This is a genomic window from Flavobacterium cyclinae, from assembly GCF_021172145.1.
In the GTDB taxonomy this organism is placed as follows: Bacteria; Bacteroidota; Bacteroidia; order Flavobacteriales; family Flavobacteriaceae; genus Flavobacterium; species Flavobacterium cyclinae.
In genome coordinates this window covers 519,360-533,731 of sequence record NZ_CP089095.1, presented here as the reverse complement: position 1 = coordinate 533,731, position 14,372 = coordinate 519,360, and the positions used below count along the sequence as shown (strand labels likewise).

General features: G+C 31.2%; 10 protein-coding genes. 5 read left to right on the top strand and 5 right to left on the bottom strand.

Features of this window, described 5'->3' with window-relative positions; genetic code table 11:
* From LOS86_RS02495 to LOS86_RS02485, 3 genes are all read left to right on the top strand, one after another.
* Nucleotides 1–1,347, top strand: a complete 1,347-nt coding sequence (locus LOS86_RS02495) for an HlyD family secretion protein (protein ID WP_231843083.1) — start codon at nt 1–3, stop codon at nt 1,345–1,347.
* A complete protein-coding gene (locus LOS86_RS02490) occupies nt 1,347–2,735 on the top strand; it encodes a TolC family protein (protein ID WP_231843082.1) in 1,389 nt (462 codons plus the stop codon). The genes LOS86_RS02495 and LOS86_RS02490 overlap by 1 nt, the downstream gene beginning before the upstream one ends.
* Nucleotides 2,736–2,814: 79 nt before the next feature.
* Nucleotides 2,815–6,417: a T9SS type B sorting domain-containing protein gene (locus LOS86_RS02485; RefSeq protein WP_231843081.1), complete on the top strand. Its 3,603-nt coding sequence runs from the start codon at nt 2,815–2,817 to the stop codon at nt 6,415–6,417.
* Nucleotides 6,418–6,477: 60 nt separating this feature from the next.
* Here the strand turns inward: LOS86_RS02485 and rbp are convergent, their stop codons facing one another.
* Both rbp and LOS86_RS02475 read right to left on the bottom strand, forming a co-directional pair.
* Nucleotides 6,478–6,807 carry an RNA-binding regulator gene (rbp, locus tag LOS86_RS02480; protein WP_231843080.1) on the bottom strand — a complete coding sequence of 110 codons (330 nt, stop codon included), beginning with the start codon at nt 6,805–6,807 and terminating at the stop codon, nt 6,478–6,480.
* A 217-nt stretch (nt 6,808–7,024) separates the two neighbouring features.
* Nucleotides 7,025–8,302 (bottom strand): acetyl-CoA hydrolase/transferase family protein, encoded by a 1,278-nt coding sequence (locus LOS86_RS02475; RefSeq protein ID WP_231843079.1) that lies wholly within the window; start codon nt 8,300–8,302, stop codon nt 7,025–7,027.
* Nucleotides 8,303–8,473: 171 nt separating this feature from the next.
* Here LOS86_RS02475 and map point away from each other — a divergent pair, with 171 nt between their 5' ends.
* Both map and LOS86_RS02465 read left to right on the top strand, forming a co-directional pair.
* The gene (gene map, locus LOS86_RS02470; RefSeq protein ID WP_231843078.1) at nt 8,474–9,292 is read left to right on the top strand and encodes a type I methionyl aminopeptidase; all 819 of its coding nucleotides are present in this window, start codon (nt 8,474–8,476) and stop codon (nt 9,290–9,292) included.
* A complete protein-coding gene (locus tag LOS86_RS02465; RefSeq protein ID WP_231843077.1) occupies nt 9,292–10,056 on the top strand; it encodes a class I SAM-dependent methyltransferase in 765 nt (254 codons plus the stop codon). The genes map and LOS86_RS02465 overlap by 1 nt, the downstream gene beginning before the upstream one ends.
* Before the next feature lie 51 nt (nt 10,057–10,107).
* Here the strand turns inward: LOS86_RS02465 and LOS86_RS02460 are convergent, their stop codons facing one another.
* The 3 genes from LOS86_RS02460 to LOS86_RS02450 form a co-directional block, all read right to left on the bottom strand.
* Nucleotides 10,108–12,915 carry a M16 family metallopeptidase gene (locus LOS86_RS02460; RefSeq protein ID WP_231843076.1) on the bottom strand — a complete coding sequence of 936 codons (2,808 nt, stop codon included), beginning with the start codon at nt 12,913–12,915 and terminating at the stop codon, nt 10,108–10,110.
* A gap of 92 nt (nt 12,916–13,007) precedes the next feature.
* The gene (locus LOS86_RS02455; protein WP_231843075.1) at nt 13,008–14,024 is read right to left on the bottom strand and encodes an FAD:protein FMN transferase; all 1,017 of its coding nucleotides are present in this window, start codon (nt 14,022–14,024) and stop codon (nt 13,008–13,010) included.
* Nucleotides 13,999–14,364 (bottom strand): DUF8840 domain-containing protein, encoded by a 366-nt coding sequence (locus LOS86_RS02450; RefSeq protein ID WP_309508780.1) that lies wholly within the window; start codon nt 14,362–14,364, stop codon nt 13,999–14,001. The genes LOS86_RS02455 and LOS86_RS02450 overlap by 26 nt, the downstream gene beginning before the upstream one ends.
* Between the last annotated feature and the right edge of the window lie 8 nt (nt 14,365–14,372).

The window sequence follows — 14,372 nt, the reverse complement described above, 5'->3', positions numbered from 1 at the left end:
ATGTTAAATATTACGAATAACAGAATAGAAAATTGGGTTGATGTAAAAAAATACAAATCAGCCGTAGTTTTTGAAGACAACAAAGGCTATCAAAATATTAAAAAAACCATATGGGTTTTAGGCATACTTTTGCTGATCTTTTTATTCTTGCCGTGGACACAAAATGTTTCTGGACAAGGAGCCGTTACTACATTGAAACCAAACCAACGCCCACAAGCTATACAAACAATTATTGGTGGTAGAATTGAAAAATGGTATGTTCAAGAAGGAGATTATGTAAAAAAAGGAGATACAATCATTTTTATTTCGGAGATAAAAGAAGATTATTTAGACCCAAATTTAGTTGAAAATACAGGCAATCAAGTTAAAGCAAAAGAAAATGCTGTTACTTCTTATTCGGATAAAGTTTTAGCTTTAGAAAATCAAATAAACGCTATTCAAAACGAAAAGAACTTAAAATTAAAACAAGCGCAAAATAAATTAAAACAAGCTTATCTTAAAGTTCAAAGCGATAGTATTGATTTTGAAGCAAGTAAAACCCAATTAAAAATTGCAAAAACACAGTATAATCGTTCTGTAAATTTAAATAAAGAAGGTTTAAAACCTATGACTGATGTTGAAGAAAAAAGAGTAAAACTTCAAGAATCGGAAGCAAAAATCATTACTCAAGAAAACAAATATATAGCGAGCAAAAATGAAGTGTTAAATGCTACAATGGAACTTAACCGAATTAGCGCAGAATATGCTGAAAAAAATGCAAAAGCAAATAGCGACAAACAATCTGCATTAAGTTCACAATACGACACTGAGGCACAAGTAAATAAATTAAAAAATCAATATAAAAACTACCAAATTAGAAATGGTATGTATTACATAACAGCACCTCAGGATGGTTATGTAAATAAAGCATTACAATCGGGTATTGGGGAAACAATTAAAGAAGGAACTTCTATTGTGAGCATTATGCCTGCTAATTTTGAAATTGCAGTTGAAACTTACATAGATCCAGTAAATTTTCCTTTGATTAATAAAGGAGAAAAAGTACGTGTATGGTTTGATGGTTGGCCTACAATTGTGTTTAGTGGCTGGCCAGGTGTTTCTTTTGGAACTTTTGGTGGCGTAATCGTTGCAAAAGAAAATTTCATTAGCCCAAATGGTAAATATCGTGTATTAATTGCACCCGATCCTAAAGACAAAAAATGGCCATCACAACTTAGCATTGGGGCAGGAACACAAACTTTGGCGTTACTAAACGATGTACCAATTTGGTTTGAAATATGGAGAACTTTAAATGGTTTCCCACCTAATTTTTACCAACCAACATCAACCGAAAAAACAAAAAAATAATGAGAGTAAAACTGTTTTATATTTTCATTTTCATCTGTGGTTCATTTAGTGCACTTGGACAAAATGTTACAAGCGAATTCACATACAACGAATTTTTAGGTTATGTGAAAAAATTTCATCCTTTGGTAAAACAGGCTGATTTAAAACTAAATGAAGCACAGGCTAATTTATTGCAAGCTCGTGGTGCCTTTGATCCTAAAATTGAAGTTGATTTTAGCGAAAAACAATTTAAAAACAGTCAATATTATTCCATTTTAAACAGTAGTTTTAAAATTCCTACTTGGTATGGAATTGAATTGAAAGCCGGTTTTGATAACGCAGAAGGAATTTACTTAAATCCAGAAAACACACTTCCAAATACTGGATTAACATCGTTTGGCATTTCAGTTCCTATTGGTCAAGGTTTGTTCATTAATCAACGTATGGCAGATATTAGAAAAGCTAAAATAGCTCGAAATTTAAATCTTGCCGAAAGAAACCTGCAAGCTGTAGAAGTTTTATATGAAGCTTCTGTAAGCTATTTGAATTGGAAAAGAAGTTTTGATGAAGTTCAACTTTATGAAACTTATTTAAAAAATGCACTTATTCGATATGATGGAGTATCAAAATTAATAGCAGAAGGAGACAAACCTGCTATCGATAGCGTTGAAGCCGGAATAACAGTAAAAACAAGACGTTTAAATTTAGAAGCAGCAAAACTAAAATTAACAAAAGCGAAATTAGATTTATCAAATTATTTATGGCTTGAAGATAATATCCCGTTAGAATTAAATGATAATTTAAAACCCGAAGATTTATTATCAAAAAGCATTAAAGAAACGCTACAAATAAATGAGCTTGGGACAATTAACATAGAAAATCATCCGAAAATTTTAGCTTTAGACGCCAAAATTAATATGCTTAAAGTGGATCGAAAACTTAAAGCAAATGCGCTTTTGCCCAAATTAGATCTTAGTTATAATTATTTATCTGAACCAAGTTATATTGACAATTATCGTTTTGAAGATTATAAAGTGGGAGTGAATTTTTCGTTTCCACTGTTTTTAAGAAAAGAACGTGGAAGTCTAAAACTAACCGATTTAAAAATTCAAGATTCTGAATTTGGATTACAGTTTGAACGTAAAAATCTAGAAAATAAAATTAAAGCTCAACAACAAGAAATTTCTTCTTTACAAATACAAAAAGAATACAACACTAATCTTGTTAAAGATTTTACAGCTTTGTTAAACGCTGAAGATCGTTTGTTTGAAATGGGAGAAAGTTCCTTATTTGTTATTAATTCAAGAGAGAACGCTTTGGTAAGTTCTCAAATTAATAACATTGCTCTAGAAAATCAATATTTGAATGCTATTATTAGTTTATTTAAAACATTAGCAAATCCAAATTAAATCACAAATCAAAAGGTATTATGTAATTTTTATAACATATCAAATAAAATTAATAAATTAGCAATCCCAAATCTGTATTATGAAAAAAAGTGTTCTTAATTTATTAATTTTATTTTTACTTGTTGGTACCAAAACCTTTAGTCAAGGTGGTGCTTCTTCATGTGCTGAATTAGCAGCTAACCCTACTGCTTATCAGTCTTGTGCAACAAGCGTTCCTTTTAGCAGTTCTGTTGGAGGAAATGGTGAAAATTTCAATTCAAGTTGTATTCCCACCCAATATGTAGGTCCAACTTGGTTTTTTATCGAAATTGATTCACCTGGAAATGTTACTTTACAAATTAGCCAACAAAACTTAGCTGGTATTGGTACCGATGTTGATTTTGTTTTGTGGGGACCATTTCAAAATTTAAATAACATTTGTAGTCAACTTATTCCTGCAAATGAAGTTGATTGTAGTTATTTACCAGATAATATTGAAACTGTTACTATCCCTAATAGTAATGCTGGAGATTTATATGTTATCGTAATAGATAACTACTCTGGACAGCCCGGAAACATAACGGTATCTCAAACCGGAGGAACCGGAAGTACAAATTGTGATTTCTTATCATCCGTTAGTTTAAACAATACCGATGGTTCTGCTCTAACCACCCTAGATTATTGCAAACCCGATACAAAAGAGATTGTTGCAACTATAGATATTTCAGATTTTCCTGGAGCTCCAAGCAACTTACGATTTAATTATACTTGGTTTAAAGATGGTGTTCAAATAAATGCAATTTCAAACGCTACATCTTCAACTAATAACCTTATAGTTTCTGAAAGTGGTGTGTACAAAGTTGTAACAACAGCTTACGATATTACTGTAAATCCATCAGGCGACACCTCAGGATTAAGAATAAGCGAAGCAGAGGCAAATTTAAAATTTCACACTAAACCCGATGTTAGTATTACAAACACTAATACGGTTTGTTTGAATACAAATCCAACGTTAACAGCATCTGTTTTAAACAATTCTGCTTTAGATACTACTATTGATATTTTAAGCTATCAATGGTATCTAAATAACAATCCAATTGCTGGTGCAACAACAACAAATTACATCCCAACATTACCTGGTGATTATTATATTAAAGTAATTAATTCTCCTTGTTCTGAAACAGATTCGAATATAATTAGAATTATTGCAAATCCTAATATTCAAATTGCATCTACTACAACCATTTGCGAAAACGATTCTTACACCATAACCTCAACTAATTCAAATGCAAGTTTAAATAGTTCTATTACATATCAATGGTATAGAGATGGAATAGCTATTATAGGAGCAAACAACGATACCTATACTGTAACAAAATTTAATCAGACTCCTAATACTACTGCTCAATATTATTTAGAGAGTATTGAACAAGGAACCTGTACAAATGTTTCAAACACAATTTCAGTTACAATTAATGCTTTACCAGTAATTAATACTGCTTTAACAACTTTAGAACAGTGTGATTATATCAATAATACTCTAGATGGAATTGCTGAAACCAATTTATTACAACTTTATTATTATTTCACCAATAATGTATCAGGGTTAACTGTAAACTTTTATAGCGATTCAGGATTAACACAGTTGATTACTAATCCATCAAATTACATCAACACCACATCTCCATTTTTACAAACTATATATGTAAAATTGGTTAATGAAAATATTATCCCTAATTGTACATCTGAAAACACAGGTAGATTTACTCTACAAATTAACCCAACAAGTGTTGCAAATTATCCAGACATTCCTGCTGTTTGTCCAGAAATTAATCAAAACTATGGATTTATAAATTTTGACGCACAACGCATTTTAATCAAGAATACCTATTTTACAAGTTCTGATGTTAGCATATCGTTTCACTTGAATACCTCTGATGCTTCAACAGGGTTAAATGGATTAACCAACTTAAGTCAAATTCCCGTTGGAACAACTACAATTTATACAAGGGTTATTTCTAATACAACTCAAAGTTGCGAGGGAATTGGTACATTTGAAGTTATAGTTACTCAAGCGCCAAACCAAAACATTATTACTAATGAATCCGTTTGTCTTTTAGATTCGTTTATTTTAAACACTAAAGATACTGAAGCTATAGCTGGACAAAATACTTCAGTTACCGCTTCTTATTTTAACACCTTTGAAAATGCTCGTGACAATGTTTTAGTGATAAACAAAAACGTTCCTCTTCCATTAACATTAGGTACAAGAACCTTTTTTGTTCGTTTATATGATTCAGCAACAGGATGTGTTTCTATCGTTAATTTTAATGTTACTGTCTTCCCAAATCCTACAATAGTTCAACCATCACCAATTCGTCATTGCGGAGATACAACAGCAATTTTTGATTTGAATAGCAGAATCAATCAAATCACTAATGGCAACAACAATTATCAAGTAAGTTTTTATGCAAATAATGCTGATTTACTAGCTAACAATCCAATTATAACACCTGATAATTATTCTAGTCCATCAACAACAGTTATTTGCAAAGTGGTTGATCCTACAAACAACTCATGTGAAGCAATAACTACATTAGATTTAATTGTTTTAGCATTACCAGGAAGCAATTCAAACCCTACACCTATTGAATTATGTAACGATTCAGGATTTGAATATTTTGATTTAACTATTAGAGAAAATGAAATGGCAGGTGCTACAGCTATTAACTCAATTGATTTTAAATATTATACTGAGTTAGCAGATGCTTTAGCACATACAAATACAAACCGAATAAGTTCCCCAAATAATTACTTAAATAATACTATAAACTTTCAAAAAATATATGTTCGATTAAACAGCAGAACAAATATTGATAGCGAAACTGGAATTGCTTGCTTTAAAATTCTAGAGTTAGATTTACATGTAAGACCTTACCCCGTTAATAACCTTTTAGATGAGCCTTACACTATTTGTATTGACCAAGAAAATAATATTACTTATCCAGTTGAAATTAAAACACAATTAAACAATACCGATTACATATTCCAATGGTTTAATGGTTATGATGCAGTACCAGGAAATGAAATTATTGGTGAAACAAATACTTCGTTTACTACTTCAACTGTAGGAACGTTTTCAGTAGTTGTAACTAATATTTCAAATGCAGCGAATTGTTCTTCTGTATTTAATTTTAGCACTCAAAATTCGATTGTACCAAATGCCATTACCATCAATCCAAATGAATTAATTGCTTTTGGAATAGAAAATACAGTAACTGCAATAGTAACACCCGCTTCAAATGACTATTTATATTCTATTAATGGAACATATTTTCAAGAAAGTAATGTGTTTACCAATATTGAAGCTGGAGATTATACCTTAACTGTTATCAATAAATTTGGTTGCGGTGATGTAAGTGCTACATTTACAATTGTAGATTATCCATATTATTTTACACCAAATGGCGATGGTCATAACGACACTTGGAATATCAAAGGAACCAGCGCATTAGATGCTGCTGTTATTCGAATTTTTGACCGCTATGGAAAATTAATTAAACAAATAGACCCTAATGGATTAGGTTGGGATGGAACATTTAATAAAGAATTACTTCCTTCAACTGATTATTGGTTTACAATTGAATACACAAAGAACAATATTACCAAAGAATTCAAAGGACATTTCAGTTTAATTCGATAATAGAAAAAACAAAAAAACCTTCGCAATGCGAAGGTTTTTAATTTTATATCCAAAAAAATATTAGTAACGACCTCTGTTGTTATCTCTATTGTTCGAATAACCACCTCTACCACCTGAATTACGATCGAAGCTTCTTCTCTCTCCTTCTGGTTTTGGTTCAGATTTGTTAACAACTATTTTTCTACCTTCGATAGAACCACCGTTTAATTCGTCAATTGCTTTTTGTGCTTCAGCATCATTAGCCATTTCAACAAATCCAAATCCTTTACTTCTTCCGGTAAATTTATCAGAAATAATTTTAACTGATTCTACAGTTCCATACTCTTCAAAATAACCTCTTAAATCTGCTTCCTCTACACTGAAAGGAAGACTTCCTACAAAAATATTCATCTATGAAAAATTTAATTCGAGACAAAGGTAGACTAATTAATGTTGCCAAAAGGTTAAAGTTTGATTTATTTTCAAAAAATAGCAATTTTTAGTAAAAAGTTTAAAATCAAAAAGTTATAATATTTAAAATTTTTCATTATTACCTTTATTTATTTTATAAAAAATGCAAAAAAAGACAATCTTTCGATTGTCTTCCTGTAACTAACCTCTTGTGAAATTATTTAAAACATCCTGTCATTTCGTGATAAGCTCTCTCAACAGCCTCTTGATGAGTAGGGTGAGCAATTTTAACTAATTCATCAACCCTTTGTTTTAATGTTTTTCCATATAAATCAGCAATACCATTTTCGGTAATTATGTAGTGAGCATGCGCCCTTGTAGTAACAACTCCTGCTCCTTGTTTTAAATAAGGAACAATTCTACTTTCGCCTCTTTTTGTAATCGAAGGTAGTGCAATGATAGCTTTTCCTCCTTCACTTAATGAAGCTCCACGAATAAAATCCATTTGACCTCCTACTCCTGAAAACATCGTACTCCCAATAGAATCGGCACAAACCTGACCTGTTAAATCAACCTCAATAGCAGAATTAATTGCAACCATTCTAGGATTTCTTCTAATTCGAGCTGTATCATTTACCATTGACGATTCTTTCATCTCAATAAATGGATTATCATTTACGAAATCATACAATCGTTTTGAACCCATTAAGAAAGTTGCTAAAGCTCTTCCTCTCAAAGTTCCTTTATAATTACAATTGATAACATCATTTTCAATTAAATCGATAACCCCATCAGAAAACATTTCAGTGTGTAGTCCTAAATCTTTATGATTGGTTAATTTGCTCAGTGCTGCATTTGGAATTGACCCAATACCCATTTGAAGGGTACTTTTATCTTCAATCAACGATGCAATGTAACCTCCAATTTTTTCCTCCTCTACAGTAAATGGAGCTACATCATGAGCATAAATTGGTACATCAACTTCAACTAAATAATCAATTTCAGACACATGTAAAATACCATCACCAAACGTTCTTGGCATTTGTGGATTTACCTGAGCGATAACAATTTTAGCATTTTCAATTGCTGCCACAGAAGCTTCAACCGAAACTCCCAAGGAACAATATCCGTGAATATCCGGTAGCGAAACATGAATAAAAGCCACATCTAATTCTACTACATTCTTTCTAAATAATAAGGGTAATTCACTTAAAAAAACAGGTGTATACGATCCATTCCCTGCTTTTAATGTATGACGAACATTAGCGCCAATAAAAAACGAATTTACATGAAAACTTTCAGCTAATTCAGGATTTGCATAAGGAGCATCACCTTCTGTATGCAAATGACATACTTCAACATTTCTAAGCTCTGATGCTCTTTCAGTTAAAGCTTTTGTTAAAATTGTTGGAGTGGCAGCTGCTGCCTGAACATATACCCTATCGCCACTTTTTACTACTTTTACAGCTTCTGCTGCAGTTACATATTTTCCCATACCTAATGAAATTTATTCTACAAAATTATTACCTAATTTAAACATAAAATATGATAATACTCATATTTGACTAAGTATTTAATACAACATAAACCCTGATTCAAAATTGAATACTGAAATTGTGCTTCAAATTGAACTTGAATTTGTACTTTTGCTTCGAAATTTTGCATTATGATTGTAATTAAAACCTTAGAAGAAATTGAATTAATGCGTGAAAGCGCTTTGATTGTTTCAAAAACTTTAGGAATGATTGCTAAGGAAATTAAACCTGGCGTAACCACTTTATATTTAGACAAATTAGCGGAAGACTTTTTGCGTTCACATGGTGCTGAACCTGCATTTCTAGGGATGTACGGTTTTCCAAACTCGCTTTGTATGAGTCCTAACACTCAAGTTGTGCATGGGATTCCTAATAATATCCCATTACAAGATGGCGATATTATTTCGGTAGATTGTGGTGCCTTTAAAAATGGATTTTACGGTGATCACGCTTACACTTTTGAAGTGGGTGAAGTTGCTCCAGAAACAAAAAAACTATTACAAGTTACCAAAGAATCTTTATACGTTGGAATTCGCGAAACTAAAGTTGGGAATCGTGTAGAAGATATTGGGCATGCCATTCAACAACATTGTGAAGGTCATGGCTATGGTGTGGTTCGTGAATTATGCGGACATGGTTTAGGCAGAAAAATGCACGAAGATCCAGAAGTTCCAAATTATGGAAAACGTGGTCGTGGAAAGAAATTAGTTAATGGTATGGTTATCGCAATTGAACCGATGATTAATATGGGAACTAAAAACATCAAACAACATAAAGACGGTTGGACCATTACCACAGCCGATGGAAAACCAAGTGCACACTTTGAACACGATGTGGCTATTGTAGATGGCAAACCGGAATTGTTATCCACTTTTGCATATATCTATGAGGCTTTAGGAATTATAAGTAATGAAGAAGATGGATTAAGACAAAAACCATTAGTATTGTAATGAAAAAAATATTTAAAATCATACTTAATACCATTCCTCGTCCTATCTTAATTCGGTTAAGTATTGTGGTGCGACCTATATTAGCTTTTTTATTAAAAGGTAAACGTTTTACTGATCCGATTGACGGGAAAAGCTTTCATATGTTTTTACCATATGGATATGGAACACAACGTAATAATGTTTTGTCACCAAGTACTCTTTCGTTAGAAAGACATCGATTATTATGGTTGTATTTGCAAAATGAAACCGATTTTTTTACGGCTCCTAAAAAAGTATTGCATTTTGCACCAGAGCAAGAATTTTACAAACGTTTTAAAAAACAATCGAATTTAGATTATACCACTACCGATTTATTTTCGCCTTTAGCTGATGTTAAAGCGGATATTTGTAATTTGCCTTTTGAAGACAATTCTTATGATATGATTTTATGTAATCATGTTTTAGAACATATTCCAGATGACACAAAAGCGATGCAAGAACTATATCGCGTTTTAAAACCTGGCGGTATGGGAATCTTTCAAATTCCGCAAGATTTATCAAGAGCAACTACTTTTGCAGATGATTCAATTACAGACCCAAAAGAACGCGCAAAAATATTTGGACAATACGACCATGTGAGAGTATATGGAAGAGATTACTTTGACAAATTAAGAAGCATTGGTTTTAAAGTAGATGAAATAGATTATACCAAAACAATCGCACCTGAATTAGTAGAAAAATATTGTTTGGCAAAAGGAGAAATTATTCCAGTTTGTTATAAATAAAAAATCCAGAAACCTTTTCAGTTTCTGGATTTTAATATTCTATTAAAAAATTTAGTTTTCCGGCATCAAGATACCAATAACTTTATCTTTTGAAAGATATTTTTTAGCTACCTCTTGAATTTCCTTAGCCGTTAATGCATTTAATTTATCTTCAAACTCCAAAGATTCTTCCGAATTTTCTTGGTCAGTGTAACTTTTCTTTAAAACAGACATCCAAAAGTTATTTACCTTTAAATTTTCTTTATACTCTAATTTTGCAGACTCTTTGAACTTGTCAACATCTTTTTGTTCAGGACCATTTGCAATAATTTTATTCAATTCTCGCAAAGAAGACTCAACTAATTTTTCAGCATTTTCTGGCCCACATGGAAAGTTAATAGAGAAGTTATATGAACCATAGGGAATTTTATTCATACTAGCTCTAGCGGAAATACCGTATACACCACTTTCATTTTCTCTTAACTCTTCAATTAATTTAATTGTCAAAACTTCTCCCAAAGCTTTTAATGCAAATGCTTCTTTTGTATCATATTTTGTTTCTCCATAAAACATGATATTAACTGTACTTTTAGGATCTTTACCTTTATTCACTATTTTTTTATGATCTCCTTTAATCATTCGATAGCCTAAATCAATAGCTGTTTCAGTTTTAGAAGCATCTCCAGGTAAAGAAGCAATATATTGATTAACAAAATTTTCTAATTGATTTTCGTCGAAATTTCCTACAAAATAAAATTGGAAATCTGCAGCGTTTGCAAATCTTTCTTTAAATTTTTGGTAAGCTAATGCATAATCAGCATTATCATAATCAGCTTCTGAAGGAAAACCTTTGTATCTTGGATTACCTTGATTTAAAAAAGTATAGAACTCATTTGAAAAATACATGGAAGGTTGCGACAACAAATTTGCCATAAAACCTTTTTGTTTGGAAACAAATCCATTAAAAGCTTCTTTATCAAAATTTATATCGGTAAAATAAGCATGAACCATTTGCATCAAATATTCCATATCCTTTGGGGTTGATGACCCTCTAAATCCTTCTGTTGTTCCTCCGACGTATGGGTTTACTCTTGCAATTTTACCAGTCATAAATTTATTAATATCATTTTTAGACATACCTGAAAACCCAGCTTCAGTAATTCCGCCCATTGCTAATGACACTTTTGCAATTTCTTCGTCAGAAAACAAATTAGACCCACCAAAACTTACAGCTTCAAAAAGAATTTCGTCATTTTTAAAATCTGTTTTTTTGTAGGTAACTGTTGCTCCATTTGATAATTTTAAAATAGTTGCTCCTAATTTATCATTTTTAGTTTTTGACACAATTGAACCAACTTTTAACGAATTTCTCAGTAAACTAGATGCAATTTCAGTTTCCGTATAAGCTGTTACCTCTTTAGCGTCTACTTTCATAGCATTTAACACTTGCTCTTCAGTTGGTTTTATCATTCCATCTTTTTCAGGACCTGTAAAAACAACAACTCTATTATCATCTTTTAAATATCTAGTAATAAGTCCATTAGTATCATCCAATGAAATCATTGGCAATATTTTTTTCATAGTTTCAAAAGTCCATTCAATACCTGGAATAGGTTCTTTTGTTAAGAAATTTCCTTGATATTCCCATACAAAATTCTCTGATTCACTTTTGTTTCTCTCATTGTATTGACGTTCCATTTGTGCCAAAAAGTCTACTTTTGCTCTTTCTAATTCCGCTTGAGTAAATCCATATTGCTTTACTCTCTCATTTTCTTTTACAAGTACTTTTAATGCTTCTAATTGCTTGTCTTGAGCTACCATTGCAAAAGATTGAAAAGCTTCTTTAGTTCTTGCAAATGTTTCTCCGTGATAAGTATAACCAAAATTAAATGGTGGATTTGGACTATTTTGAAGTTCTTGTAATCGTTCATTTAACATGGTTGCAAATAAACCTTCTGTTAACTCTTTTTTGAAATCTAGTAGAGTAACTATTGGTTTTGGCTCATCATAATCTTTATATAACAATTGCACTTGAGCATAAGGAGATTCTTTATCACTTTCTATAGCTACTAATGTTTCTTTATGATTAGGAACATCAAACATCTTGCGAGGTTTTTCATTTTTTGGATTTTTATATTTACTAAAATGTTCTTTGATTTTCATTTCCATTTCAGCAACATCAATATCTCCCACTACAATCACCGCCATCAAATTTGGACGATACCAATCCTTGTAAAAACTTGTTAATTTATCATAAGTAAAGTTTTCTAAGATTTCTTTTTGACCTATTGGCAAACGCTTTGCGTACAATGAATTATACATCATTTTTGGCATAAAACGCCCCATCATTCTTTTATCTGCACCAAGACCAATTCTATATTCTTCAAGAACAACCCCTCTTTCTTTGTCAATTTCTTCTGGAGTAAGAGTAGTATTAAACGCCCAATCTTCTAGAATTTGAAATCCTTTTTCAACTTTTTCTTTATCATCTGCTGGAATAGGTAAGAAATAGACTGTTTCATCAAAACTTGTATAAGCATTCAAGTGTTGTCCGAATTTCACTCCTATACTTTGTAAATAGTCCACTAATTGATTTTTTGGAAATCGCTTTGTCCCATTAAAGCACATGTGCTCCATGAAGTGAGCCAAACCTTGTTGCTGATCAGTTTCAAGAATTGAACCAGCATTAACTACCAAACGCAAATCTACTTTGTCTTCTGGTTTGTCATTTTTTCGAATGTAATAAGTTAATCCGTTTGATAACTTCCCGATTTTAACATTTGGATCTGTAGGAATAGGATCCTCAAGTTTAATTTCCTGAGCAAAAAGAAATGCAGGAACTAATAGCAATAACGAAATTGAAAATTGGAATTTCTTCATAAAATTTGATTTTGTTTTCATAAAATTATCTTTATAACTACAAAATCAAAAGTTTATTATATAAGATTTAACAATCTATTTCTAATTTAGAATTATTCTTTAATCAATTGTTTGAAATTTTCTGTAATAAATTGTTGCATTTTATGATTTGAATCAGAATACAAGAGCATTACATATAATTCTGGATGTTTTTGAAGAAACAACTTACTTTCTTCTAAACTCATTAACATAAATGCTGTTGCATATCCATCTGATAAGCCTGAAGATTTAGATAAAACAGTCGCACTTAACACATTATTTTTTTGCGCTAAACCTGTTTTAGGATTAATAATGTGAACGAATTTCTCTCCTGTTTTTTCATCAATCATAACTTTTCGATAATTTCCAGATGTTGCCATTCCAAGATTCTCTAAATTCACTTTAGCAATTAAGGTACGCTCTTCTGGTTTTTGTAATGGATCATCAATTCCTACTACCCAATTTTTATTATTAATCGTATTTTTACCTAAAGCGAATAATTCACCTCCAATTTCTACTATTGCATTTTCAATCCCTTTTGACATTAAATAGTTGACCACTACATCAACTGAATAACCTTGCGCAATTGCATTAAAATCAATAAACATCTCATTGTATTTCTTTGATATAGTTTTATTTTCATTTAATTTAATCTTATCAAAACCTACAAATTGCAATAAACTATCTACTTGTTTAGGAGTTAAATCTTGATGCTTTTTATTTGGACCAAAGCCATAAGCATTGACTAAAACACCAATAGTAGGATCAAAAAAACCATTGGTTTCATTATAAATTTGATTCGAAAGTTGGAATGTTTCTATAAAAAAATCATCAATTACAACAGTAGAATCACCCGCATTTATTTTGGAAATTTTAGAATCTGATCGATACGTAGAAAGTGATAAATCGAAAGCCGTTAACAAAGAATCAATTTGATTTTTAGTAACTTTTTCTTCTGTTGAAATGTATTTTATAGAATACGTACTTCCTTGTGCTTCACCTTGAATGGTATAAAAATCAGTTGTTTTATCACATGAAATAAATAATACTAGGACAATAAAAAAGCTACAAAATCTCTTTAATTCCTTCATAATTTAATATATAATCTTGATTTTTTAAAATCGGTTTTTCGAAATCTTCTGCATTAGCAAAACCTACTCCTGCAAATAAAACTTTCGCTTTCTTTTCTTTAGCATGCTTGATGAATGTTTCCATAAAAACAACATCATATTCAGTGGGATTATCGGGATAAGTTACGGCTTGAACCATTACAAAATGCAAGGTATTTGTAGGTTTATCTACACAAATAAATTGGGGATGTCTTTTCAATTGGCTGTTAATAGAAATAAACTCAAAACCTTGTTTTTCGAGTTCTTTTCCTACGTGATTCATAGCCAAATGATGTAAGTCTTGTTTTGATAATGCTTCCATGATGCAAA